Genomic DNA, 23,823 nt, shown 5'->3' with positions numbered 1-23,823 from the left:
GAAAGGCTGGGGAATCCCGCCTACGCCACTTCGATCCGCACCGCCTTTTGCAGTGCCAGCGCCTTCGGGTTCAGCAGCTTCAGTCCGAGGGAGGCCTGGTATCCGTGGATCTCCTTGACGTCGAGCTTGCGCATGAACTCGATCGTCTCGGCCGTGATGACCTGTCCGGGGACCATGATCGGGAAGCCCGGCGGGTAGGGGATCACGAAGTTGGCGGAGACCAGTTCGGGGCCGCTCTTCAGACGGCGGTCGATGTCCTTGCTGTTGAGCTTCACGTGCTCGCAGGAGCCCTCGTCGTAGGCGAGATAGAAGGCGGACCGCATGTCCCCCTCGCTCGTGGCGCTGCGCGGATTCTCGCGGTAATGGTCGTGGAAACGGCTGAAATTGGGCATGTCCGGCACGTCCTTCATCAGCGACGTGACGCGCGCCTGGAAGGCCGCCACCTCCGCCTCGCCGCCCGTGGCGAGCCGCTCCTCGATGCCGCCGGCGATCTCCACCAGCACCTTCATCAGGTGGGCGACGTCGCTGCGGGTGTTGTTGATGTTGGTCTGAAGCAGGATGCTGTTGCGCGAGGTCTTGTTGATCTGGATGTCGTACTTCTCGGCCAGCAGCCCCTTGAACGCCGTCCCGTCGAACCCGGCGGAGCCGCACACCAGCGTCAGCCGCGTCGGGTCGAGCACGAACTCGTCGTTCCACATGGATTCGATGGCCTTGGTCCAGTCGGTGCTGGTCAGGCTGGACAGGCCGGTCTGGCGGTACTCCGCCGGCACCATCTCGTCCAGGTCCAGCACGCGGAAGTACTTCGACACCAGCGGGTGCCGGTTGACCTCGCTCCGGATGATCAGGGCGAGCTGGGTCGCCTTCATGACCATCTCGTAGCCTTCCAGCTCCATCTGGCGCCGGGCCACGTCCAGCGATGCGATGATCTGAAGGTTGGGCGAGGTCGAGGTGTGGGTGAAGATGGCCTCGTGGAAGGCTTCCTCGATGTGGTGGAAGTCCTGGTCGCAGACCAGGATCATCGAGCCCTGGCGCAGCGCCGACATGGATTTGTGGGTCGAGTTGGTCTGGTAGACGCGCAGCCGCACCTTGTCCGGGTCGGGCACCAGGCGCCGGTCGAGCAGGCGGGTGTCGGTCGGGTCCAGGTCTGCGCCGACCTCGCGCCGCTGCTCCTCCAGAGCCGTGCGGTAGTCGCCCCCGGCGACCGCCCGCTTGATCAGCGCCGCAGCGCCCATGGCGGTGCGCTGGCGGAAGAAGGGCGAGAAGCGCGCGAAGCCGAACCACGCCTCGTCCCACAGGAAGATCAGGTCCGGCTTGATCGCCAGACATTCCTCCATGACCCGGCGCACGTTGTAGACGTGCCCGTCGAAGGTGCAGTTGGTGAGCAGCAGCATGCGCACCCGGTCCAGCTTGCCTTCCGCCTTGAGGTCGAGCAGCGCCTTCTTGATGGTGCGCAGCGACACCCCGCCGTACATCGAGTAGTCCATCATCGGATAGGCTTCGAGGTAGACGGGCCGTGCACCGGCCAGGACCATGCCGTAGTGGTGCGACTTGTGGCAGTTGCGGTCCACCAGCACGATGTCGCCGGGGCGCAGCAGCGCCTGCTCGACGATCTTGTTGGAGGTCGAGGTGCCGTTGGTGACGAAGAAGGCGCGGTCGGCGCCGAAGGCGCGCGCCGCCTTGTCCTGCGCCGTCTTGATGTTGCCGGTCGGCTCCAGCAGGCTGTCCAGCCCGCCGGTGGTGGCCGAGGATTCCGCCAGGAACAGGTTGAGCCCGTAGAATTCGCCCATGTCGCGAATCCAGTTCGACTTGAAGATCGACTTGCCGCGGGCGACCGGCAGCGCGTGGAAGGTGCCCATCGGGCGCTGCGAGTATTTCTTCAGATTGTCGAAGTACGGCGCCTCGTAGCGCTCGTTGATGCCCTTCAGGATGCTGAGGTGGATCTCCAGCGCCTCCTCCACCTCGTAGAAGACGCGGCGCACGCAGGCGAATTCAGGGTTGGCCGCCATCTCCTCGACCTTGCGGTCGCTGAGCAGATAGAGGTCCAGTTCGGGCCGCAGGTTCTTCATCATCCGCACCAGCGCCGGGGTCATCGCCTCGCCGGACAGGTCGGCGGCGCCGGGCGGCACGTGGGCCTCCAGGAAGCGGTGGAGCAACGGCACGTCGTGCTGCGAGGCGAAGTGGAAGCCGTCGTAGATCACCACGGCCTGGATCGCCGGGTTCAGCACGGTGGCCAGCATCGCGTCCTCGAAGCTGCCGACGATCACCGGTTCATAAACGAACGGGTCCTGGCGGCGGCGCAGCCGGTGCATCTCCCGGTTCACCTCGGCCCATTTGGCCTGCGGCGTGGGGGTGACGATCAACACCTCGAAGTACGGCCGGTGCGTTTCGCCGTCGCTGCCGTTCAGGGCCGACGGAAGCCGGTCCGCGCTGTCGAGCGCGGACTCCTCGCCGCTGTCCCACTCACCGGGATTGTTGTGGTACGACTTCGACAGCAGCGCGGCGCTCAGCCGAGCGCTCAGCCGCGCGGCGCCGGCGGCGTCGCCTACCGCCACCAGCTCGGCCAGGCTGCCCATGAACTGCCGGCCGGGGAAGGCATAGAACTCTTCCAGCGAGCGCAGGCTGCGCAGGTGATGCTCGGCCGTCTGTTTGGCCTTCCCGTCGCCGGTCGCGGCCCAGGAGCGGCTGGCGGCGTGCAGTTCGCGCCAGGCGTCCATGCGGGCTTCCATGGTCGATACCAGATGATCGAGCGGCAGGGTGTCGTCTTGATCCAAGCTCATGGTCGAACCCCTTGATGCGGATGCTCAGAACAGTCCTTTGGACGCCGGCAGGATGGACACGGCGAGTGCCTCGCTGATGACGGCGGTGATGGTGTCGCCGACCTTCAGCGCCGGCAAAGCCGCCCGCCGGTCGGGATCGGTCACATTGACGGTGAGGACCGCGCCGCCGGTCGGATCGACGAGGTCGATGCTGTGCGCGCCGGGATCGACACCGACGATCAGACCGCTGATGCGGGTCGTCTGGGCGCCGACGCCGCCCGGTGCCTGGACCGGGCGGGCGATGGTTCGCTGGATCTCGTCCTCGGGCGCTGCCGTGCCCGGCGGGGAGATCAGAAAGGCGACGGAGCGGTAGTACTGCGCATCCACCACGTCCCCGACCTTGAGCATCTCCAGGCGGACGGAGGGGGCGGCCTGAAGGATCACCCGCACGCCCGACTGCCCGGTCAACGTCACCCGCCGCCGGGCGGGGTCCAGCGCGGTGATCTTGGCGTGGACGGTGACCTCCGCATCCTGCGGTATGACGTTGGTGAGGGTGGTCTGGGTCTGCCCGGCCGCCGGGTGCGGCAGGGGGGCCAGCAGAACGCCGCCAGCGACGAAGACGGCCATGGGAATGGAATGCGAGAAAAAACGGCGGACGGTCATCATGCTCCTCCTGAACGAGCCACTTCGCCCGGTTGCCTGCCCTGGTTCACTGCCGGAGCACTCGGGACGAATGCCGGAACATGGCGGCCGTCAGGGAGGTTTACGCATGGTGCGCCCGTTCGCACCCGCCATAGAAGGTTGCAACAGTTGATGCGGATACGGTAACAGCAGCCCGCTTCTTTGGAAGCATTTGCTGTGTGTGTATCCAGTCAAAGTAGGAACACACTGGGCGGTCTGAGAGAGATTTTGATCGAAAATTTGCGGATCTCATGGCGGACCCGGCTTCTGCCGTGTAGCTGAATATCAGCACAGGGCATGGACATAATTTCCATAAGAGGAACTGCTCGTGGACTTAAGAGTTGATAGGCAACACTTAATTTCAGATTGTGCGCTGCACATATTGAATGACATGGTTGGTATCGCAAAGATGTTTGACCTGAATGGGGGTTGCTATGAGAATTCGCATTCTGATGCTCTCCACCCTGTGTCTTGGTGTGGCGGCTTGCAGCTACACCGGCGAGAGCTTTAATCCCACAGCCATGTCGGGATCGTCGGGGGCCGGAATGGGGAGCTCCGGCTCAAGCGACTACACGGCCGCTTATGGGACGGCACAGGACCCGGCGAACCTTCAGTCCCGGATCTGGCGGGCCGGCTCGGTCGGCGGGATCGACAACGGGATGTACCCCGGCGTCGAGCGGGGCTGGAGTCCGCTCGGCGGGTCCTCGAGCGGCGTCGCGGCCGGCCCGCCGGGCAGCTTTGCCAACAACCAGATGGATCGCATCTCGCAGTAGAGCGCGAAAATCCGGGGGGCGCATTGCCCCCCGTCACTTCGCCGGTTCACTGCGCCTGTGCTTCGCTTTGCCCGCCGCCGCTCCATTCGCCGATGAGGCGGTATGCCACCGCCAGCAAGGTCGGGCCAAGGAAGATACCGATCAGGCCGAAGGCGACGAGACCGCCGACAATCCCCAGGAAGATGACGACGAAGGGAAGCTCGCTGCTTCGCCCGATGAGGATCGGGCGCAGGATATTGTCGAGGCTTCCCACGATCAGCCCGACCCACACGACCAGGAAGATGGCCATGGTGGTGTTGCCCTGGGCGGCTAGCCAGACCGACGCAGGCACCCAGATGATCGCGGGGGCCATCGGTATCAGCGACAGGAAGAAGGTCACGAAGCCCAGGAGGAAGGCGCCCGGAACGCCGGCGATCCGATAGCCAATGGCGGCGGCAATGGCCTGCACCAGCGCGGTGCCGAGGACGCCGTGCACCACGCCGTTGATCGTCTCCGCCGCCACGTCGAGGGACTGGCGCGCCCGCAAGCCGGCGATCTGTCCCATGACGCTTTGCAGCCGCCGCACGCCATCGCGGCCGTCGCGGTAGAGGAAGAAGGCGATCAGGACGCTGATGGCGATCAACGACGTGCCCGAGAGAAGGCTGCTGCCGCTCACCAGAATCCAGTCGCGGATCTGGCCGGAATAAGGCTGGATCAACGAGCGCAGGTTCGCCTCGCCGCTGGCGAGCGTGTGCCAGACGTCATGCATCCAGTCGCCGACGATGGGGATACTCGCCAGCCAGTCCGGCAGGGGCGGCGGCCCGCGGTCCACGGCCCCTTGGGCGGCCTCGAAGAACAGCAGGGCGTTTTCGGAGAGCCGCACGCCCAGCGCCACCAGCGGCCCCACCAGCAGCGCCATGACCAGCAGCGTCATGATGGCCGCCGACAGCGTCGTACGGCCGCCCAGCGCGCGTTCGAGGCGCTGGTGCAACGGCCAAGTGCTGAAGGTCAGGATGACCGCCCACAGAATGGCCGCGATGAAGGGCCGGAGCACGACGAAGCAGCCGACCAGCAGCACCAGCATCAATGACAGGACGAGCGCCTTGCGGACATAGCCCATCTCGAAGCGTTCCGGGGCCTCCGGCGGCTCGGTATAGGCCCTGCGCCGGTCGTGAATGAAGTCCGTCATGTCGCGGCCCCCGCGTTGACTTTGGCTGCCGCCTTCGCGGCGGCCCCAGTGGCGGTCTTCTCCGCATAGGAACCCTTGCCCTCGTTCAGGGCCTCGGCCGCGGAACTGGTGGCGAAGAGGTGTATCAGGCGGGCGACCACGCCCGTCCAGCCGGTCTGGTGACTGGCGCCGATGCCTGCGCCGTTGTCGCCGTGGAAGTACTCGTAGAATAGGATGTTGTCGCGCCACTCCGGGTCTTCCTGGAAGGTCCGGGCACCGCCATAGACCGGCCGCCGGCCGTCCTGGTCCTTGAGGAAGATGGCCGCCAGACGCCGGGAGATCTCCTCGGCCACCTGGTAGAGGGTCATCCGGTTGCCCGACCCGGTCGGGCATTCGACCGTGAAATCGTCGCCATAGTACATGTAGTACTGGAGCAGCGCCCGCACGATCAGGGCGTTGACCGGCATCCACACCGGCCCGCGCCAGTTGGAATTGCCGCCGAACATGCCGGTGTCGGACTCCGCCGGCAGGTAGCCGACCCCGAACTCCCGGCCCCCGGCGTGGAAGACGTAAGGGTGCTCGGCGTGATGGCGGGAGAGCGAACGGATGCCGTAGGGGCTCAGGAACTCCCGCTCGTCCAGCATGCGGGCCAGCACGCGGCGCAGCCGGTCCTCGTTCAGGATGGAGCCGAGGCGGCGGCCGGCGTGGCCGGGAACGCGCGGGTCGTGCATCGCCCCCACCATGTCCGACCGCTCGTCGAGGAAGGCACGGAAACGCTCGGCGATTTCCGGATGACCGGCCAGCAGGGCGCCGTCGAAGACGCAGACTGCGCACAGCGGCAGCAGCCCCACCATGGAGCGGACCTTGAGGCGCTCCGCCCGCCCGTCGGGCAGGCGCAGCACGTCGTAGAAGAAGCCGTCCTCCTCGTCCCACATCCCCTTGTCGTCGCCCAGGCGCGTCATGGCGGAGGCGATCCACAGGAAATGCTCCGAGAACTTGATGCACATGTCCGCGTAGATCGGGTTGTCGGCGGTCAGCTCCGCCGCGATCTCCAGCATGTTCAGGCTGAACAGGGCCATCCAGGCGGTGCCGTCGGCCTGCTCCAGATACCCGCCGGTCGGCAGCGGTGCGCTGCGATCGAACACGCCGATGTTGTCGAGCCCGAGGAAGCCGCCCTCGAAGACGTTCCGGCCCTCGCGGTCCTTGCGGTTGAGCCACCAGGTGAAGTTGAGCAGCAGTTTCTGAAAGATCCGCTCCAGCCAGCGCAGATCCTCCTCGCGGCCGCGCGCCTTGAGCATGCGGTACGTGAAGATGCTGGACCAAGCGTGGACCGGCGGGTTGACGTCGCCGAAGTTCCACTCATAGGCTGGAAGCTGGCCGTTCGGGTGCAGGTAGCGTTCGCGCACTATCAGGTCGAGCTGCTGTTTGGCGAAGTCCGCATCGACCAGGGACAGGGCGATGACGTGGAAGGCGAGGTCCCACGCCGCGTACCAGGGGTATTCCCACTTGTCCGGCATCGAAATGATGTCGGCGTTGTGCATGTGGTGCCAATGGTCGTTGCGTGGCGCTGCCTTGCGGATCGGCCGGAACGGACTGGCGCCGTGCTCTTGCAGCCAGACGCCGACGTCGTACTGGTAGAACTGCTTGCTCCACAGCATGCCCGCCAGGGCTTGGCGCATCACGTTGGCGGCGTCGGCCCCGAGCGAGGGCGGGGTGAGCGCGGCGTAGAACGCGTCGGCCTCGCCGCGCCGGGTTTCGACCATCTCCGCGAAGGCCGGGCCGAACGGGTCGGCGGTCTCGTCTCCGGTTCCGGCATCAAGCCGCAGGCGGAAGACGCGGCTTTCCGATGGGCCGAGGGTCAGGGTGTAGTGCGCCGCCGCCTTCGAGCCGGTCTTCTGTGGGTTGACGGCCTCGGTCCGGCCGTGGACGACGCAGGAGTCGATGCCGTCCTTCACGTAGGGGCTGGGGTTCGGGCTGCCGAACAGGCGCTCCGCGTTGGTTTCGTTCTCGGTGAAGAGGAGAGTTGGTGCGTCGTCGCAGTGGAGCGTCCATTCCCCTCCCTCGGGATCGACGGCCTTGACCGTGCGCCGGCCGGCGGAGCCGGGGGCCTCCTGGAGCGTCGGCTTCGGTTCCGTGGCTCCCGCCCAGGACCAGCGGTTGCGCCACCACAGCGTCGGCAGGACGTGAAGCTCGGCGGCCTCGGGGCCTCGGTTGTGGACGGTGATCTGGATGAGGATCTGATCGGGGGACGCCTTGGCATACTCCACGAACACGTCGAAATAGCGGTTGCCCTCGAAGATCCCGGTGTCGATCAGCTCGTATTCGGGATCGTTCCGGTTGCGCCGCCGGCTGGTCTCGATCAGGTCGACGTAGGGGAACGCCGCCTGCGGGTACTTGTAGAGATACTTCATGTACGAGTGGGTCGGCGTGCTGTCGAGGTAGTAATAGTATTCCTTCACGTCCTCGCCGTGGTTGCCCTCGGAATTGACCAGCCCGAACAGGCGCTCCTTGAGGATGGGGTCGCGGCCGTTCCACAGCGCCAGCGCGAAGCACAGCCGCTGGCGGTCGTCGGAGATGCCGGCCAAGCCATCCTCCCCCCACCGGTAGGCGCGGGAGCGGGCGTGGTCGTGCGGGAAGTAGGCCCAGCTGTCGCCGGAATTGCTGTAATCCTCGCGCACCGTCCCCCATTGCCGCTCGCTGAGATAGGGACCCCATGTCAGCCAGGGGACGTTCCGCTCGCGCGCCTGCTCGAGCCGGGCGTGTTCGGCCGTTCCGCCCATTCGGCGATGTTCACCAGCTTCCGGCATTTGGCTCTCCATGGTGTGCGGTTGTGCGTTGATGGGGTCACGCGCCGCGCGTCGGTGTCGGCGTTGGCGTCGGTCCGTGCGGGTGGGGGTGGATCGCGTCGTCGCGTCTCGGCATGGCGGCGTCGCGTGCCGAGGCTTCGGGCTCCTTGATGCGGAACCAGGCGACGTAGAGGGCCGGCAGGAACAGCAGCGTCAGCAGCGTCGCCACCATCAGACCGCCGATGATCGCGTAGGCCATGGGGCCCCAGAAGACCTCCGGCGCGATCGGGATCATGCCCAGGCTGGCCGCCGCGGCGGTCAGCAGGATCGGCCGCACGCGGTGCATGGTGGCGTTGATCACCGCATCCCAGGGATGCTCGCCCATTGCCAGATGCTCGTCGATCTGGGCGATCATGATGACCGAGTTGCGGACGATCATGCCGATCAGCGCCACCACGCCGAGGATGGCGACGAAGCCCAGCGGCGTGCCGGTCGGCAGCAGAGCCGCGACCACGCCGATCAGGCCGAGCGGCGCAACGCTGATCACCAGGAACAGCTTCTGGAAGCCCTGCAGCTGGATCATCAGGATGGTCAGCATGACGAAGATCATGATCGGGAAGACCGCGGTGATCGACGCCATGCCCTTGGCGCTGTTCTCCACCGTGCCGCCGGCCTCGATGGAATAGCCGGGCGGCAGGCTGCGCCGCAGCTCGTCCACCACGGGGGCAAGCTGTCGCACCACCGTGGCGGCCTGGAGCGGCGGCACCAGATCGGCCTGGACGGTGATCGTCGGCAGCCGCGCGCGCCGCCAGACCAGCGGCTGCTCCAGGTCGTAGCGCAGGGTCGCGACCTCTCCCAGCGGCACGGTGTGGCCATCGGGAATGGCGACCTGGAGGTTGCGCAGCGTCTCGATGGAGCTGCGCTCGGCATTGCTCGCCTGGGCCACCACGTCGATCAGGTAGATCCCGTCGCGCACCTGGGTGAAGGCGGTGCCCGATACCGTGGCGTTCAGCGCCTGGGTCAGCGACTTGGAGCTGATGCCGAGCTGGCGGGCCTTGTCCTGGTCCACGTCCACGCGCACGACCTTCGACGGCTCGTTCCAGTCGTAGTTGATCAGCAGCGTGTAGGGGTTGGTGCCGATGGTGTCGGCCATGCGGGCGGCGAGGGCGCGCACCTCGCCCACATCGGGGCCGGACACGCGGTACTGGATCGGCCAGCCGACCGGGGGACCCATCTCCAACGGGCTGACGCGCGTGTTGAGGTCGGAGAACTCCTCGACCAGGACTTTCTCCAGCCGCGCGCGGACGGCCTCGCGGACGGCATAGCCCTTGGTGACCACCACCGCCTGGGCGAAATAGTCGTTGGCGAGCTGGACGTCCAGCGGCAGGTAGAAGCGCACCGCGCCCTGGCCGACGTAGAAGCTCCAGTGCTCGACGTCCGGGTCGGCGGCCAGCACCTTTTCGAAGCGGTCCACAACGCCGCGCGTCGCCTTGATCGAGGCGGTCTGCGGCAGCGTCAGGTTGACCAGCAGCTCCGGCCGGTCGGAGGCGGGGAAGAACTGCTGCTGGACGAAGCGCATGCCGAACACGGACAGCGCGAACAGCGCGACCGTCGCAAGGATCACCAGATAGCGCGCCCGCATGGCGATGCGCAGGATCGACCGGAACAGGCGCATCAGCCGGCCGGGCTCGTGGGAATGCTGTTTCACCACATTGGCGCGCAGCACGTTCACCCCGATGAGCGGCGCGAATATGACCGCCACGATCCAGGAGAACAGCAGGGCCATGGCGACCACCGCGAACAGCGTGAAGCAGTATTCCGCCGCACCGCCCTGGGCGAAGCCGATGGGGATGAAGCCGGCCACGGTGATGAGCGTGCCGGTCAGCATGGGGAACGCCGTGGAGGTGTAGGCGAAGGTCGCCGCCTTCTCCAGGGCGCTGCCTTCCTCCAGCTTGGTGATCATCATCTCGACGGTGATCATCGCGTCGTCCACCAGCAGGCCCAGCGCGATGATCAAGGCGCCCAGCGAGATGCGCTGGAGCGCGATGCCGTAGAACTCCATGCCGATGAAGGTCATCGCCAGGACGAGCGGGATCGAGGTCGCCACCACCAGACCCGCGCGCAGCCCCAGGCTGACGAAGCTGACGGCCAGGACGATGATGACCGCTTCCTTCAGCGCCTTGGTGAAGCCGGCGACCGACTCCTCGACCACCACGGACTGGTTGGCGACGAGATGGACGCCGATGCCCACGGGCAGGTTGGCTTCCACCTGCCGCATCCGCTCGTGGATGCCCTCGCCGAAATTCAGCACGTTGCCGCCGGCCGCCATGGAGATGATCATGCCAATGGCCGGTTCGCCGTTGTAGCGGAAGATCGGCGCGGGCGGGTCGGCGTAGCTGCGCCGCACCTGGGCGAGGTCGGCCAGCCGGTAGAACTTGCCGTTGGCGCGCAGGCTGATGGCGCGCAGGCTCTCTTCCGAGGCGAAGGCGCCGCTGACCCGCACCGTGACCTTCTCGTCGCCGGCCTGGACCACGCCGGCCGGCGCCACGGCGTTCTGGGCCTGAAGCTCGGCGATGACCTGCTCGCGGTCGATGCCCATGGCGGCGAGCTGGCGCGTAGAGAAGTCCAGGTAGATCTTCTCGTCCTGGACGCCGGTGAACTGCACCTTGCCCACGTCCCGCACCCGCATCAGCTCGGCCCGCGCGGTCTCGGCGTAGTCCTTCAGTTCGCGGTAGCTGAAGCCGTCGGCGGTGAAGGCGTAGACCGTGCCGAAGGTGTCGCCGAACTCGTCGTTGAAGGCCGGCCCGACCACGCCCTGCGGCAGGGTGCCCTTCATGTCGGCGATCTTCTTGCGGACCTGATACCAGAGGTCGGGGACGGCCGGGGCCGGCGTGTAGTCCTTCAGGTTGACGTAGACCACCGACACGCCGGGCTTGGTGTAGCTCTTGACGTAGTCGAGGTAGGGGATCTCCTCCAGCTTCTTCTCGATGGGATCGGTCACCAGATTCATGGTGTCGTCGATCGTGGCGCCGGGCCAGTCGGTGCGGACCACCATGGTCTTGATGGTGAAGGCCGGGTCCTCCTCGCGGCCGAGCTTCATGTAGGAAAAGCCGCCCGCCAGCGTCAGCGAGAGGATCAGGTACCAGACGAAGGAGCGGTGGTTCAGAGCCCACTCGGAGAGATTGAAGCCAGTCATGGTGCCGCCGCCGTTTCGATCTTCTGGGAAAGCCGGACCCGCTGCCCTTCCGTCAGGCTGCGCACGCCGGCCGTGACCACGATGTCGCCGCGCCCCAGGCCCTCGGTGACGATGACCGGGCCGCCGCCGTCCCTGGGCCGGATGGTGACCGGGCGGCGGTGGACGGCCTGGGCCTTCGCATCGACGACCCAGACGAAATTCTTCCCGCCCTCTTCGAACACCGCCGTTTCCGGCAGCTCGACCACCGGGGCGGGCTGCTGCTTCAGGCGGCCGGTCACCGTCGAGCCGAGCCGCAGGGCGTCGGGCGGGTCCAGGAGCGTGATGCGCACGGTGTGGGTCCGGGTGACCGGGTCGGCCTGCGGCGAGACCTCGCGCACGCGGCCCGTCGCCATGATGTCCGGCGCGCCGGCCAGGGCGACCTCCACCACCGGGTCCTTCGGCACCGTGCGGATGCCGGTTTCCGAAATGTTGAAGACGGCCTCCCGCTCTTCCGGCTGGGCCACCCGCACCACCATCTCCCCGGCCTCGACCACCTGTCCGGGCTCGGCGCCGACCGCGGTCGCCACGCCGTCGCGGTCGGCGTGGAGTTCGGTGTAGCCGACCTGATCGCGGGCGGACTGGAGTGCCGCCTCGACCGCCACGAGCTTGGCCTCCGCCGTGCGCATCGCCAGCAGTGCCGCGTCATAGAGCATCTGCGAGGTGTTGCCGTTGGCCAGCAACTGGCGCTTGCGGTTTTCCTCGTTGCGGGCCTGCACCAGCTCGGCCTGCGTGGCGGACCGGTTGGCCTCGGCGGTGCGCAGCGCGTTGCGCTGGTCCTGGTCGTCCAGCCGGGCGAGAACGGCGCCGGCCTTGACCCGGTCACCCACCTCGACCTTCCGTTCGATGAGCTTGCCGGCGATGCGGAAGCCCAGATCCGCGTCGGCCCGCGCCTCGATGGTGCCGGTCACCTGGGCGGGCAGGCGGAAGGTCACCGGTTCGACGGTGACGGAGCGCACGGGGCGGATCACCGGCGCCTCAGCCTCGTGGTGGGACGCCTTCTCGCATCCGGTGAGCGCCAGGGGCACGGCGAACAGCGCCGCCGGCAGCCATCGCGCGCGTGGTCCAGCCATGGTCATGCGCCGCTCCCTTGCTTGATGGTCACCTTCTGTCCGGAGCGCAGCTTCTGGACGCCGCCGATCACGACCATGTCGCCGGCGTCCAGGCCGCTCGCCACCGTCACCGTGCCGGTGTCGTATTGCAGGACCGAGATCGGCCGCAGGCTCACCGTGTCGGCCGGCCGCGCCACCACCCAGACGGCCGGCTCGCCCGCCACCGTCTGGAAGAGCGCGGAGGAGGGCAGGTTGACCACCGGCCGCGCCGGCAGCTTGGCCCGCCCGGCGACGGAGGAGCCCAGCAGGAACGCCTCGGGCGCGTCGGGCAGGGAGACCTTGACGGTGTAGGTGCGGGTGACCGGATCGACGCCGGGCGACACCTCGCGGATGGTGCCCTCGGTGACGGTGTCGGGGTTGTCGACCAGACGGACCTCCACCTTCGGCGGCCCCGTCTGCCCTTCGATGCGCAACGCGGTGCCCGGCACTTGGAAGACGGCTTCCCGTTCCGCGGGGTCGGCCAGCCGCAGCACCATCTGCCCGGCGGCGACCACCTGCCCCGGCTCCGCCCCCTTGGCGGTGATGACGCCGTCGCGGTCGGCCCGCAGCTCGGTGTAGGACAGCGTGTCCTTGGCAGTCCCCAGCTTCGCCTCGGCCGAGCTCAGCTCCGCCTGCGCCTGGGCGAAGCGGCGCTGCGCGTTGTCGTACTGGACCCTGGTGGTGAAGCCGTCGGCCAGCAGCTTGCGCTGGCGTTCCTCCTGCGTCCGGCTCTGCTCGATGGCGGCCTGCGCCGCGGCGACGTCGGATTCCGCGGACTTGACGGCATTCGTCTGGTCCTGACTGTCCAGCCGTGCCAGCAGGTCGCCGTTTTTCACCCGCATGCCGACGTCCACGGGCCGCTCGATGACCTTGCCGGCGACGCGGAAGCCCAGGTTGCTCTCGCGGCGCGCCTGGATATCGCCGGTGAGGGCGGCGGTGCGGTCGAACTGCGTCACCTGCACCGGCACGGCGCGGACGAGCATCGCCTCGGCGGCGGGCGGCGTGGGCTGTTCACAGCCCATAAGCATGAGGCCCGTGAGCATGAGAGGGGCGACGATTGCCGGGGGCTTGGTCCATGGCATGTCCGCGATCCTTCTTCCTTCCGCGGGCGGGGTCAGGCGGCGCGCCGCCGCTTGAGGATGGCGAGGGTGTGGAGTGCGATCATCCGTTCCTCGTCGGTCGGGATGACGTAGCCCCCGACCCGGCTGTCCGGCGCCGTGATGCGCAGCGCGCCCGTCTCGTTCGCCTGTTCGTCGAGCGTCAGGCCGAGCCAGCCCGCCCGCTGCGCGATGGCCTTGCGGATGGCCGGCGCGCGCTCGCCGATGCCGGCCGTGAAGACCAGCGCGTCGATGCCGCCCATGGCCGCCGCCAGCGACCCGATGGCGAGGCTGGCGCGATGGGTGAAGTACTCCAGCGCCAGCGCGGCGCGCGGGTCCGAACTGGCGAGCAGGTCGCGCACGTCGTTGCTGATGCCGGACAGCCCCTTCAGGCCGCAGTCGTGGTAGAGCAGCCGCTCGACGGCGCGGGCGTCCATGCCCTTGTCCAGCAGGTACAGCACGACACCGGGGTCCAGCTGGCCCGGCCGGGTCCCCATGGGCAGCCCGTCCAGGGCGGTGAAGCCCATGGTGCTCTCGACGCTGCGCCCGTCCTGGATGGCGCACATGCTGGCTCCGCTGCCCAGATGGGCGACGACGACGCGCCCGGCGGCAAGGACTGGGGCAACCTCCGGCAGGCGACGGGCGATGTACTCGTAGCTCAGCCCGTGGAAGCCGTACCGGCGCACGCCCTCCCGGTACAGCTCCTCGGGGAGCGCGTAGCGGTCGGCCAGCTCGGAATGGCGGCGGTGGAAGGCGGTGTCGAAGCACGCCACCTGGAGCATGTCGGGCATCTGGGCGCGGATCGCCCGGATCGGCGCCAGATTGTTGGGCTGGTGCAGCGGGGCGAGCGGGACGTAACGCTCCAGCGTGGCGACCACCTCGTCGTCCACCGCCACATGGGCGTCGTAGGCCGGCCCGCCGTGGACGACCCGGTGCCCGATCCCCGCCGGGAGCGTGCCGCCCAGCCGCTCCCGCAGCCAGCCGCCGAGGAAGGCCATGGCGCCGGGCACGCCGTCGGCGGACAGCGTCTCGGCGTCGCCCTGGACGACCAGCCGGGGGCTGGTGCCGATGCCCTCGATCTGTCCGCGCAGGCGCACGCAGAGCCCGTCCTTATCCCCTTCGGCCGTGATGTCGAAGAGCTGGAACTTGATGCTCGATGACCCGGCGTTGATGACGAGGATGGTGTCGGCCATGGCGTTCACCCCTTGACCGGTTGCGCCAGCCGCAGCCGGTGCGCGTACAGCGCCGCCACGGCGCAGGACGCCATGCGCGTCATCACGCTGTCGGCGCGGCTGGTCAGCACGACCGGCACCCGCGCGCCGAGCACGACGCCGGCGGCATCGGCGTTCGCCAGAAAGGTCAGGTTCTTGGCCAGCATGTTGCCGGCCTCCAGGTCGGGCACCATCAGGATGTCCGCCTGTCCGGCGACCGGGGAGGTGATCCCCTTGATGCGCACCGCCTCCGGGCTGATGGCGTTGTCGAGCGCCAGCGGGCCGTCCAGCAGGCCGCCGGTGATCTGGCCGCGGTCGGCCATCTTGCACAGCGCCCCGGCCTCCACGGTGGAGGGGATCTTCGGGTTGATGGTCTCCACCGCCGACAGGATCGCCACTTTGGGGCACTCGTTGCCCAGCGCGCGCGCCAGATCGATGGCGTTCTGGATGATGTCGCGCTTCTCCTCCAGCGTCGGCGCGATGTTCACCGCGGCGTCGGTGATGAAGAGCGGCTTCGGGTAGGTCGGCACGTCCATGATGAAGACGTGGCTGATGCGCCGCTCGGTCCGCAGCCCGGCATCCCGCTTCGCCACGGCGGCCAGCAGCTCGTCGCTGTGCAGGCTGCCCTTCATGAGAAGCTGCGCGCGCCCCTGGCGCACCAGCTCCACCGCCAGGGCGGCGGCGGCGTGGCTGTGCGGGGCGTCGGCGATCTCGTAGGGCGATACGTCGATGCCGGCCTCCGCGGCCACGGCCCGGATGCGGTCGACGGGGCCGACCAGGATCGGCGTGATGAAGCCCTGCTTCGCCGCGTCCACCGCTCCGCCCAGCGAGGTGGCGTCGCAGGGATGGACCACCGCCGTTGGAACCGGCGGGATGTCCCGGCACGCCGCGACGAGCCGTTCGTACTTCTCATGCCGGCGCGTGGATGATCCGTCTGAAGGCCCGTCCATTTGGGGTTGGCTGTCGGCCATGGCGCATCTCCTCCGTCACCAGCGCAGGAAGAGGCCGACGTCGCCGGGCATGCCGCCCGGATAGTCCAGCACTTGCGCCCGGAGCCTGTAGCCCTTCTGCTTGAGGTACCGGTCGTAGACCTCGTAGGCCTCGTGGGCGTAGCCGGTCAGGGTGTTCGGCCAGTCCGGCTCGAAATTGTTGATGGCCCGGCCGCCGTCGGAGCAATAGCTGCTGGGGAAGCGAGCGACCTGGATTTCCTTCACGCCGCGCTGCGCGGCTTCGCGCACCGCGCGGGTGAAGCGTTCCTTGGCGTCCGGGCGGACATGCTGGTTCATGAAGGCGTCGCGGACGCCCTCATGCTCCTTCTCGCGCTTCTTGTCCCGCTCCAGGGCCTCGCGGAGCAATGCCATCTCGTGCTCCTCGGTGAGCCGGCGGAGTTCCTCGGGCGTGACCAGATCGTCGAGGTCGGGGGCCGGGTTGGCGGTGCCCGTCTTGGGCTGCTGGGTGGCATTGCTCATGGCGCGGTTCTCCTTTCTGGCACTTCGGGCCTGACACGTCGCGACGGCGTCATTTCGCCTTTTCGGCGCGCGGCGTGCGGATCCGAGCGGATTTGCTGATTTCGGCGGCCGCCTTGGTGACCGAGGACTGTTCGCCCCGCGGGAGGGCACGCAGATGCGCCTCGAGGTCGGCCCCGTCCTCCAGGGACAGCAAGGTCTCGACCCGGCCGAGGCGGGTGCGCTGCTCGGCCGTGAGCGGGCCTGTGGCCGACAGGATCCGCTCGGCCAGCGCCACGACCTCCTTGCGGTCCTGCTCCTTGGACAGCAGCCGAGGCAAGGCGGCCATGGCGGCGGCTTCGTCGATCTGCATGAGGAAGACCTGCTCGCGGAAGGTCGCGCGCACCACCTCCAGCGGCTGGTGCTCGGCGCCGTCATGCTCGTCGCGGACCTTCCGCAGCATCTGGAAGGTGCGCTCATCCAGCGCGCCCTCGCGCCGGCGCGCGTAGATCAGCACGCGGAACAGCGCTTCCCGCATTCCGCCCTCGGCGACGCGGGCCTTGATCTCGGCCATCTTCTTCTCGAACAGGGCGTCGAACGCCTCGTCGCTGATGTGCGGCGGGTGGGCCTCCTCGCCCGGTGCCGCCAGCCCGACCAGCGCCTGTATCAGCGGCGAGCCGTACACACCCAGGAACAAGCGCTCGACGGCGGCGTCGCGCTGGTCGCGCCAGCCGTCGAGCGCCCGCACGATCCCGTCGGACATCATGGTCTGCGCCTTCAGGAACGGATTGCCGGCGTCCACCGGGCGGCGGTTCTCCCGCACCCATTGGGCGAGTTGCTCGACCGGCGCCATGAAGGGGTTGAGGTGCGAGAACAGGGTGTACTGCATGCGCGCCGAGTTGGTCTGGCGCAGCCATTCCGCCATCGGCTCGGTGACGGCGCCACGGATGACCGGCCGGGCGAAGGTCTCGTACAGGCCCTTGTTGATTTCCGAGATGCGGGCGACCGTGGCGAAGAGGCGGTCGTCCTCCGGGCTGTTGGTGCCGAGGCCGCGGATGTCGTCGAGCGTGCGCGGCTCGAAGCGGGTGACGTAGTTGCCGGCGACCAGTTCGGCGCCGGGGGCGTCGGGGTTCTTCGGCTCGATGATCAGTTCGTAGAGGCCGGGCGGCAGCAGGTCGATGAGGTCGATGTTCTCGACGAACTCGGCGGTTTCCTTCTTCGCCACGCGGCCGGACACGAAGATCCCGAGATGCCCGATGTCGTGGTGCAGGTTATAGACGATGGTCTGCTCGTGCGAGCGGATCTCCTCCACGTCGTCATACAGGTCGAGAATCCAGCCCAGCGCCTGCTGCGGCGGCGTGATGTTGTCGCCGAACGACGCGAAGATCAGGATCGGCGAGCGGATGTTCCGCAGATCGAGCCGCCGGCCGTTGCGGACGATGCCGCCGCTGGTGAGCTTGTTGCCGACGAACAGCTCGTCGGTGATCGTCTCGATCTCCTCGCCGTTGAGGAGGAAGAAGCCGCTCCACCACTTTTCGAACTCCAGATAGCGTTCGGCTTCCGTGTCGATGGACGCGTACAGATTGTACGCCTTCTTCCAATAGGTGTTGGCCGGGTCGAGCTTCTCGAAATTGCCGACCAGATGCGCCCCGTCGAAGCGGCCGTTGCCGAGGTCGCTGGCCAGTGCGGCGAGCCACGCGCCGCCATAGAGCCCGCCCTGGTAGCGCATGGGGTTCTGGCCCCTCACGCCGGCCCAGTAGGACAGCGGCGAGCCGGCGATGATGATCGGCCCCATCAGCTCCGGCCGGACCGCGCTCAAGGCCATCACCGCCCAGCCGGCCTGGCAGTTGCCGATGACGCAGGGCTTGCCTTCGGCGTGCTGGTGGAGCTTGCCGACGTGTTCGATGAAGGCAGCTTCGGCCATGCCGACGTCGCCCAGCGTCTGGCCTTCGACCGGTTCAGGGAAGAAGCCGATGAAGTAGCAGGGATGGCCGGCGGCGAGCGCTGCGCCGATCTGGCTGTCCGGCTTGAAGCCGCCGATGCCGGGGCCGTGGCCGGCGCGAGGGTCGACGATGACGAAGGGACGCATGGCCGGATCGGTCTGGACCGTGGAATCCGGCAGGATGCGCAGCAGCATGTAGTTGCACGGCCGCTTCAGCTTGCGGCCGTCCATCACCATCTCGTGCCGGAAGGTCAGGACCGGGGGCTTTCCTTGTTCCGCATGCTCAAGGAACTGCTCGCCGCGGCGGCGCATGACGTCGAGGGTCAGGATCCAGCGCTGCATCGCGTCGATACCGTACTCGACGAATTGCTGGATCGGCATGGGGGAGGGCGGAAGCTCCGGCCGGCCGGTGTCTCCGGCCCTCCTGTGGGCTGTGTCAGCGGAAGCGGTGAAGGGAGAGGGAGCCCCACCGGTCCAGGCGGAAAGCCACGTCGTGAGGAGTTGTTGCCACGGGTCGTTCATTGCGTGTCCTTTCGTGCTGGAGCGTTTGCCGGCTACAGTTTCACCCCCGCGCTGGGGGGCGCGCCCCCCTCGTTCCAGAGTTGAAGTTCGGCCAGAATCTCCTGCTCAAGTTCTGCGATGAGTTCGCGACACGCGGCGAAGTGCGCAGATGCTTCGGAGTCGTCTGATTTTTCCCAGCGACGCAGCATTTCAACGGCTTCCCCATAGTCCTCGCACAAGCTGCGGAAGAAGCGGTTGTCCGAGGCGTACTGCTTGACCGCCTGCGCCAGGTCTGGAAACCGCTCCGCCACGTGTTGGGTCTTGTCCGACATGGATGCTCTCGCTTGGCATGGAGGCGCTCGCTGGTCTGAGCCGATGTCGGGAAGCCCGTGTGGTTTCGTTTGGATGAAGCCTGCGACGGAGGCGCTCCGTCTTGAAGGGTGCAACAGTTCACTTGGATACGGTATCGGGCAGGTAAGTCCTGGTGCGCATACATCTAGAAATGTAGGAGCAAGACCGAAAGAGGTGGGAAATGCGCGGGGCGGGCTTGTGGGTGTATGCCGTTGGCGACAGTTCCATATCGCGCAAACTTGGAGGATAAAGTCTTTCGTTAAATGCGCCGTCTCTCCCAGGAGATCCGGGAATAAGAACGGCTATGCTGACGGTTCGCTGGCCGTTGGGTTCGAGTCTTACAGATTGCCGAATCCAAGATTGGCGGGGGCCTTTCACCGGCGGAGCGGTGTCTCCACGCCCGGTGGGCGATCACAGCCGATCAAGAGCCGGGGGGCGTTGCCGGGGGGCCGTCGACGAGAGGCTGAGGGGGACACGATGCACGAGGCTTGTGATGACGCGGTTCCACCGCAGCTCATAGAGGATGCGCTGGAGCGCGTCCTGGCCAGTCGGGGGTTTCGAGGGTCCGCAAGGAAGAGCCGATTTCTGAAATTCGTCGTGCAAGAGACGCAGGCTGGTCACGCCGATCGGATCAAGGCCTTTACCATCGCGATGGACGTGTTCGATCGCGACCAGAACTTCGACCCGCTGCTCGATCCGGTGGTCCGCATCCAGGCCGGCCGGATCCGGCGATGTCTGGAGCAGTATTACCTGACCGAAGGCGCCGAAGACCCTGTCCATATAACGATCCCGAAGGGCGGCTACGTCCCGCACTTCATCATGGTGCAGGACGTAGCCCTGGCGGAACGGCTCGACAATCCAGCTCACGACGAGCGGCCGGGCATTGTGATCGTGGAGGAAGGCAACGCTTCCCCCGCGCCGGAGATGGCCGAAGCACCGCTGCCTTTCCGCCTCCTCGACACGCGCCGGCGACGGCTTGTCCTCGCTGGGGCGGGCCTTGCGGTCATATGTGTGCTGCTGCTGGCGTCCGTGTGGTTCGCCGTCATGGGGCTGCCGCTCCACAAGCAGACCATTCAGGGGGCCACGATGCGCGGCCCGTCTCTTATGGTGCTGCCCATTGCGAACGGTACCGGAAATCCGGCGCAGGATGTTTTCGCCGATGGATTCACCGAGGATCTGATCGGTGCGCTGGTCCAGTTCAAAAGCGTGTTCGTCTTCGGTACCGACACGGCTTTCCATCACCGCAACGACTCGGAACCGAACAGGGCTGGGCCCGGCGTCACCCTCGACTACGTCCTGAAGGGCAGCGTCGCTCAGAGCGGCGATCAGGTCCAGATCAGCGTTTCGTTGATAAACGCCAAGGACAAACGCTACATCTGGTCCAACAGCTACCGCGGCACCGTCACGTCTTCCAATGCAAGCGATGTTCGGCAGGACATTGCCGGTCAGGTGGCTGCTGCCTTGGCACAGTCGAACGGTGTGATCTACAAGGAGGAGGTGCAGGCGAGCGCCGCGCGCGCTCCCAACGCCCTGTCTTCCTATGAATGCATGCTGCGGACGCGGCAGTACTGGCGGCAGTTGAACGTGGAGATGCACGCCCAGGTCAGGGGCTGCCTCGAGCGCGCGATCAAGACCGATCCGCTTTACGCGGACGCATGGGCGGCCCTGGCGATGGTCTACGTGGACGAAGCCCGGCTCGGCTTCAACCCGGTCAGCGCGCGTCCCGATCCGGTTTCGGCCGGTCTGCAACTGGCGGCGCACGCGGTGTCGCTGACACCCGACAATCCTCTGCCGTACCAGGCGATGGGGCTAGCCTATTGGCTGCACCGCGAGCCGGAGAGCAGCATCATCGCGTATGAGCGGGCACTCGCACTCGCCCCGAACGACAGCGACATCCTCGCCGAACTTGGCCGCTGCTACAGCTTGCTTGGCAATTGGGAGCGGGGCATCCCGCTGATACAGCAGGCGTTCGCACGCAATCCGGACAATCCGAATTGGTACCGTATCATCTTTGCGCTGTACCATTACGTGCATGGCCGATACGACGAGGCGCTGGCGGAAGCCCGGCGGCTGGAACTGCGCAACGTGATCCTCTCGCACGTGGTGTTCGCCATGATTTACGGACAAACCGGCCGCACGGATGACGCCGCCTACGAGGTAGGGGAAATACTGCGGCTGGATCCCAAGTACGGCGACAAGGCCATAGTCGAGTTCGAGCGGCGGAACATCGCTCCGGCCACCATCGCCAAGATCGTCGAAGGCTTGCAGAAGGCTGGCCTTACCATCTCTCCGCAATGGGCGTCCACCGACGGGCGCTGAAAACCTGTAGGAGGAGTGAGCGATCCGGCCCATGGAACCGAGCCGCGTTACCGTAGCACGGGCCCATCCTGACGATTGCTACTTATGATCCGGTCGTGTGGTGGTGCTGAATGGTACTTGGAACCGACTTCCACTTCCAAGGATACGGCCATGAAGCCCTTCACACAATGCTTCGGAGCTCTGATTGGAACTCTGAGCGTCGCCGGCCTGGTGGGGTGCTCAACTCCTTCCGAAATGACACAGCGGCCCGCAGACATGGCATCGGCGACGTCCATGCGCCAGGACCCGGATCGGCCGGGGGCATGGCTGTACAAGGTTCAGAACGTCGACTTCAAGAAATACACGCACTTCATCGTCGAGCCGGTCTCCATCTATCAAGGCCCCGAGGCCAGTTTCGCCGGCTTGAACGCTTCCCAGCTCAATGACCTCGCAAGCATGCTGACGGACGAATCCCGGCGCGCGCTGGGATCGTCCTACACGGTCACGACGCGCACCGCTCCCGGCACCGCGCGCATCGTCATGAAGCTCGTCAGCGTCGAGGAAGGGGCTCCCGCCCCCGCCACATCCTCGCGGATCCTGCCCATCGGAGCGGTGTCCAGCGCCGTTCAGGGGGCGTCCGGGGGAAGCGGTGCCTTCACCGGTTCGCTGGTCGTCGCCACCGAGATCTACGACGCCCAGACCTCCAAGCTGCTGGCGGCGGCCGTTCGCCGCTACACGCCGGCCGTCTTCGATACCGAGGCGACGCTGACCGCCATGGACACCGCGCGCAGCGGTGTGCGGCAGGCGGCGCGGGACCTGCGGACCGCGGTCGATGTCGCGCAAGGCAAGGCGCTCCCCTTGCATCGCATGCCCACCGAACACTGACAGCGCCTGTCGGCAATTTCTGAACGCGTCCAGGACAACTCCGGGGAAGATCATGCAAACCCGCATCGCACTCGTCATCGCGACCGCCCTGGTCGTCATGAATGCCGCATCCGCCGGCGCGCAGTCCGTGCCCGCCCCGACGGAAAACAACTTCCAGGTCAAGACCACCGGCGACCTCGTGCGCCTGTGCGAGGCCAAGCCGACGGACACCACCGGCGTCGCCGCGCTGCACTTCTGCCACGGCTTCGCCGTCGGGGCTTATCAGTACCACCAGATCATCACGGCGGCCGAGGGCGACAAGAAGCCCTTGTTCTGTCCGCCCAACCCGACGCCCACGCGCAACCAGCTGATTGCCGACTTCGTCGTCTGGGCGAACCAGAATCCCCAACAGCTGAGCACGCCGCCGGTCGAGGGAATGTTCCGCTACCTGGCGCAGCGCTTCCCTTGTCGCGCCTGACGCCCGTCCTCGCCCGGTCCAACGCCAGCAAGAGTGGTGCAGCCATGAATGCCAAGAACTTCATCCGTATCACGGCCGTAGCCCTTCCGCTCGCCGCGTGCAGCGACATGACGGCGACGCAGCAGCGCGCACTCACCGGCACGGCCGGTGGTGCCGCCGGCGGCGCCCTCATCGGGGCCATGGCCGGCAACGCCGGCATGGGCGCCGCCATCGGGGCCGGGGCTGGCCTGGCCGGCGGACTGATCTACGACCATCACAAGAAAACCGAGGAATCGGCCTACCAGCGCGGCAAGCAGGAAGGTGCGCAGACGCGGAAGGGGAGCTGACGGCCACAGCCGGCCCGGCTCTGCCCGCGACAGGAGTCCGCGATAGGGGAGCTTACAGTCATGACGTTGATCACGCTTGAGGGGAAATGCGGTCTCGTGACGGGGATCGCCAACGACCAGAGCATCGCCTACGGCTGTGCCAAGGCGTTCCGCGAACTCGGCGCCGATCTGGCGGTTACCTACCTGAACGAGAAGGCGGAGCCGCACGTCCGCCCTCTCGCCGAACAGCTCGGCGCCGGCCTCGTGCTGCCCTGCGACGTCCGCCGCAAGGGCGAACTGGAAGCGGTGTTCGATGCCATCCGCGAGCGCTGGGGGCGGCTGGATTTCCTGCTGCACTCCATCGCCTTCGCGCCGCGCGAGGACCTGCACGCCCGTGTGGTCGACTGCTCGATGGAGGGGTTCTCGCTCGCCATGGAGGTGTCGTGCCATTCTTTCATCCGCATGGCGAAGCTGGCCGAACCGCTGATGCCCAACGGGGGCAGCCTGATGACCGTGAGCTTCTACGGCTCCGAACAGGTCGTCGAGCAGTACAACATGATGGGACCGGTCAAGGCCGCGCTGGAAAGCTCTTCCCGCTATCTCGCGGCGGAGTTGGGGAGCCGGAAGATCCGCGTCAACGTGCTGTCTCCCGGTGCGCTGGCGACGCGCGCGGCCTCCGGCATCAATCGCTTCGACGAGCTGCTGGAGCGGGCCGCGGAGCGGGCGCCGACGCACCAGCTCGTCACCATCGACGACATCGGGCCGACCGCGGCCTTTCTCGCCAGCGATGCCGCGCGGCAACTCACCGGCCTCGTCGTCTACATCGACGGCGGATACCACGTGATCGATTGAGACGCGGACGGAA

The 23,823-nt window shown here is 67.1% G+C and carries 18 protein-coding genes; 6 read left to right on the top strand and 12 right to left on the bottom strand.

What is annotated here, in order from left to right; all coding sequences use genetic code 11:
- Window positions 1-20: 20 nt before the first annotated feature.
- A complete protein-coding gene (locus ACSVDD_RS22145; RefSeq protein WP_448191569.1) occupies window positions 21-2,777 on the bottom strand; it encodes an ornithine decarboxylase in 2,757 nt (918 codons plus the stop codon).
- 24 nt (window positions 2,778-2,801) lie between these two features.
- The gene (locus tag ACSVDD_RS22140) at window positions 2,802-3,419 is read right to left on the bottom strand and encodes a hypothetical protein (protein ID WP_448191568.1); all 618 of its coding nucleotides are present in this window, start codon (window positions 3,417-3,419) and stop codon (window positions 2,802-2,804) included.
- 470 nt (window positions 3,420-3,889) lie between these two features.
- Here ACSVDD_RS22140 and ACSVDD_RS22135 point away from each other — a divergent pair, with 470 nt between their 5' ends.
- Window positions 3,890-4,210 (top strand): hypothetical protein, encoded by a 321-nt coding sequence (locus ACSVDD_RS22135; RefSeq protein WP_448191567.1) that lies wholly within the window; start codon window positions 3,890-3,892, stop codon window positions 4,208-4,210.
- Between the two features lie 46 nt (window positions 4,211-4,256).
- Here ACSVDD_RS22135 and ACSVDD_RS22130 read toward each other — a convergent pair whose 3' ends face one another.
- The 10 genes from ACSVDD_RS22130 to ACSVDD_RS22085 form a co-directional block, all read right to left on the bottom strand.
- The gene (locus ACSVDD_RS22130; RefSeq protein ID WP_448191566.1) at window positions 4,257-5,378 is read right to left on the bottom strand and encodes an AI-2E family transporter; all 1,122 of its coding nucleotides are present in this window, start codon (window positions 5,376-5,378) and stop codon (window positions 4,257-4,259) included.
- On the bottom strand, window positions 5,375-8,164 hold the full coding sequence (locus ACSVDD_RS22125) for an MGH1-like glycoside hydrolase domain-containing protein (RefSeq protein ID WP_448191565.1): 2,790 nt from the start codon (window positions 8,162-8,164) through the stop codon (window positions 5,375-5,377). Before ACSVDD_RS22125 ends, ACSVDD_RS22130 begins: the two co-directional genes overlap by 4 nt.
- 37 nt (window positions 8,165-8,201) lie before the next feature.
- The gene (locus ACSVDD_RS22120; protein ID WP_448191564.1) at window positions 8,202-11,339 is read right to left on the bottom strand and encodes an efflux RND transporter permease subunit; all 3,138 of its coding nucleotides are present in this window, start codon (window positions 11,337-11,339) and stop codon (window positions 8,202-8,204) included.
- Complete coding sequence (locus tag ACSVDD_RS22115) at window positions 11,336-12,454, bottom strand: efflux RND transporter periplasmic adaptor subunit (RefSeq protein ID WP_448191563.1); 1,119 nt, start codon at window positions 12,452-12,454, stop codon at window positions 11,336-11,338. The genes ACSVDD_RS22120 and ACSVDD_RS22115 overlap by 4 nt, the downstream gene beginning before the upstream one ends.
- Window positions 12,451-13,548: an efflux RND transporter periplasmic adaptor subunit gene (locus ACSVDD_RS22110; RefSeq protein WP_448191562.1), complete on the bottom strand. Its 1,098-nt coding sequence runs from the start codon at window positions 13,546-13,548 to the stop codon at window positions 12,451-12,453. Before ACSVDD_RS22110 ends, ACSVDD_RS22115 begins: the two co-directional genes overlap by 4 nt.
- A gap of 32 nt (window positions 13,549-13,580) precedes the next feature.
- Window positions 13,581-14,756: an acetate/propionate family kinase gene (locus ACSVDD_RS22105; RefSeq protein WP_448191561.1), complete on the bottom strand. Its 1,176-nt coding sequence runs from the start codon at window positions 14,754-14,756 to the stop codon at window positions 13,581-13,583.
- 5 nt (window positions 14,757-14,761) lie between these two features.
- Window positions 14,762-15,745, bottom strand: a complete 984-nt coding sequence (locus ACSVDD_RS22100; protein WP_448191560.1) for a bifunctional enoyl-CoA hydratase/phosphate acetyltransferase — start codon at window positions 15,743-15,745, stop codon at window positions 14,762-14,764.
- Between the two features lie 15 nt (window positions 15,746-15,760).
- Window positions 15,761-16,243, bottom strand: a complete 483-nt coding sequence (locus ACSVDD_RS22095; RefSeq protein WP_448191559.1) for a hypothetical protein — start codon at window positions 16,241-16,243, stop codon at window positions 15,761-15,763.
- 49 nt (window positions 16,244-16,292) lie between these two features.
- Window positions 16,293-18,542: a DUF3141 domain-containing protein gene (locus tag ACSVDD_RS22090; protein ID WP_448191558.1), complete on the bottom strand. Its 2,250-nt coding sequence runs from the start codon at window positions 18,540-18,542 to the stop codon at window positions 16,293-16,295.
- Window positions 18,543-18,715: 173 nt separating this feature from the next.
- Window positions 18,716-18,994, bottom strand: coding sequence for a hypothetical protein (locus tag ACSVDD_RS22085; protein WP_448191557.1), 279 nt, complete (start codon window positions 18,992-18,994; stop codon window positions 18,716-18,718).
- A gap of 496 nt (window positions 18,995-19,490) precedes the next feature.
- Here ACSVDD_RS22085 and ACSVDD_RS22080 point away from each other — a divergent pair, with 496 nt between their 5' ends.
- The 5 genes from ACSVDD_RS22080 to fabI all read left to right on the top strand — a co-directional run bounded on the left by ACSVDD_RS22080 (window position 19,491) and on the right by fabI (window position 23,810).
- Entirely contained in the window at window positions 19,491-21,332 is a 1,842-nt protein-coding gene (locus tag ACSVDD_RS22080) for a tetratricopeptide repeat protein (protein WP_448191556.1), read from the top strand.
- Window positions 21,333-21,587: 255 nt separating this feature from the next.
- Window positions 21,588-22,196, top strand: coding sequence for a DUF3313 domain-containing protein (locus ACSVDD_RS22075; protein ID WP_448191555.1), 609 nt, complete (start codon window positions 21,588-21,590; stop codon window positions 22,194-22,196).
- A 52-nt stretch (window positions 22,197-22,248) separates the two neighbouring features.
- Window positions 22,249-22,653: a Rap1a/Tai family immunity protein gene (locus tag ACSVDD_RS22070; RefSeq protein ID WP_448191554.1), complete on the top strand. Its 405-nt coding sequence runs from the start codon at window positions 22,249-22,251 to the stop codon at window positions 22,651-22,653.
- A 44-nt stretch (window positions 22,654-22,697) separates the two neighbouring features.
- Complete coding sequence (locus tag ACSVDD_RS22065) at window positions 22,698-22,979, top strand: YMGG-like glycine zipper-containing protein (protein ID WP_448191553.1); 282 nt, start codon at window positions 22,698-22,700, stop codon at window positions 22,977-22,979.
- A 60-nt stretch (window positions 22,980-23,039) separates the two neighbouring features.
- The gene (fabI, locus tag ACSVDD_RS22060) at window positions 23,040-23,810 is read left to right on the top strand and encodes an enoyl-ACP reductase FabI (RefSeq protein ID WP_448191552.1); all 771 of its coding nucleotides are present in this window, start codon (window positions 23,040-23,042) and stop codon (window positions 23,808-23,810) included.
- The last annotated feature ends 13 nt before the right edge of the window (window positions 23,811-23,823 follow it).

The organism is Azospirillum terrae (assembly GCF_053470425.1).
The sequence above is the reverse complement of the archived record's forward strand: the minus strand, read 5'-3'. Positions and strand labels throughout refer to the sequence as shown.

What these genes read in the sequence shown, in the direction of transcription:
- ACSVDD_RS22145 (WP_448191569.1), bottom strand. Translation starts at nt 2,777, where the DNA reads ATGAGCTTGGATCAAGACGACACCCTGCCGCTCGATCATCTGGTATCG.
- ACSVDD_RS22115 (WP_448191563.1), bottom strand. Translation starts at nt 12,454, where the DNA reads ATGACCATGGCTGGACCACGCGCGCGATGGCTGCCGGCGGCGCTGTTC.
- ACSVDD_RS22130 (WP_448191566.1), bottom strand. Translation starts at nt 5,378, where the DNA reads ATGACGGACTTCATTCACGACCGGCGCAGGGCCTATACCGAGCCGCCG.
- ACSVDD_RS22120 (WP_448191564.1), bottom strand. Translation starts at nt 11,339, where the DNA reads ATGACTGGCTTCAATCTCTCCGAGTGGGCTCTGAACCACCGCTCCTTC.
- ACSVDD_RS22065 (WP_448191553.1), top strand. Translation starts at nt 22,698, where the DNA reads ATGAATGCCAAGAACTTCATCCGTATCACGGCCGTAGCCCTTCCGCTC.
- ACSVDD_RS22140 (WP_448191568.1), bottom strand. Translation starts at nt 3,419, where the DNA reads ATGACCGTCCGCCGTTTTTTCTCGCATTCCATTCCCATGGCCGTCTTC.
- ACSVDD_RS22080 (WP_448191556.1), top strand. Translation starts at nt 19,491, where the DNA reads ATGCACGAGGCTTGTGATGACGCGGTTCCACCGCAGCTCATAGAGGAT.
- ACSVDD_RS22090 (WP_448191558.1), bottom strand. Translation starts at nt 18,542, where the DNA reads ATGCCGATCCAGCAATTCGTCGAGTACGGTATCGACGCGATGCAGCGC.
- ACSVDD_RS22075 (WP_448191555.1), top strand. Translation starts at nt 21,588, where the DNA reads ATGGCATCGGCGACGTCCATGCGCCAGGACCCGGATCGGCCGGGGGCA.
- ACSVDD_RS22135 (WP_448191567.1), top strand. Translation starts at nt 3,890, where the DNA reads ATGCTCTCCACCCTGTGTCTTGGTGTGGCGGCTTGCAGCTACACCGGC.
- ACSVDD_RS22070 (WP_448191554.1), top strand. Translation starts at nt 22,249, where the DNA reads ATGCAAACCCGCATCGCACTCGTCATCGCGACCGCCCTGGTCGTCATG.
- ACSVDD_RS22110 (WP_448191562.1), bottom strand. Translation starts at nt 13,548, where the DNA reads ATGCCATGGACCAAGCCCCCGGCAATCGTCGCCCCTCTCATGCTCACG.
- ACSVDD_RS22100 (WP_448191560.1), bottom strand. Translation starts at nt 15,745, where the DNA reads ATGGCCGACAGCCAACCCCAAATGGACGGGCCTTCAGACGGATCATCC.
- fabI (WP_448191552.1), top strand. Translation starts at nt 23,040, where the DNA reads ATGACGTTGATCACGCTTGAGGGGAAATGCGGTCTCGTGACGGGGATC.
- ACSVDD_RS22095 (WP_448191559.1), bottom strand. Translation starts at nt 16,243, where the DNA reads ATGAGCAATGCCACCCAGCAGCCCAAGACGGGCACCGCCAACCCGGCC.
- ACSVDD_RS22085 (WP_448191557.1), bottom strand. Translation starts at nt 18,994, where the DNA reads ATGTCGGACAAGACCCAACACGTGGCGGAGCGGTTTCCAGACCTGGCG.
- ACSVDD_RS22125 (WP_448191565.1), bottom strand. Translation starts at nt 8,164, where the DNA reads ATGCCGGAAGCTGGTGAACATCGCCGAATGGGCGGAACGGCCGAACAC.
- ACSVDD_RS22105 (WP_448191561.1), bottom strand. Translation starts at nt 14,756, where the DNA reads ATGGCCGACACCATCCTCGTCATCAACGCCGGGTCATCGAGCATCAAG.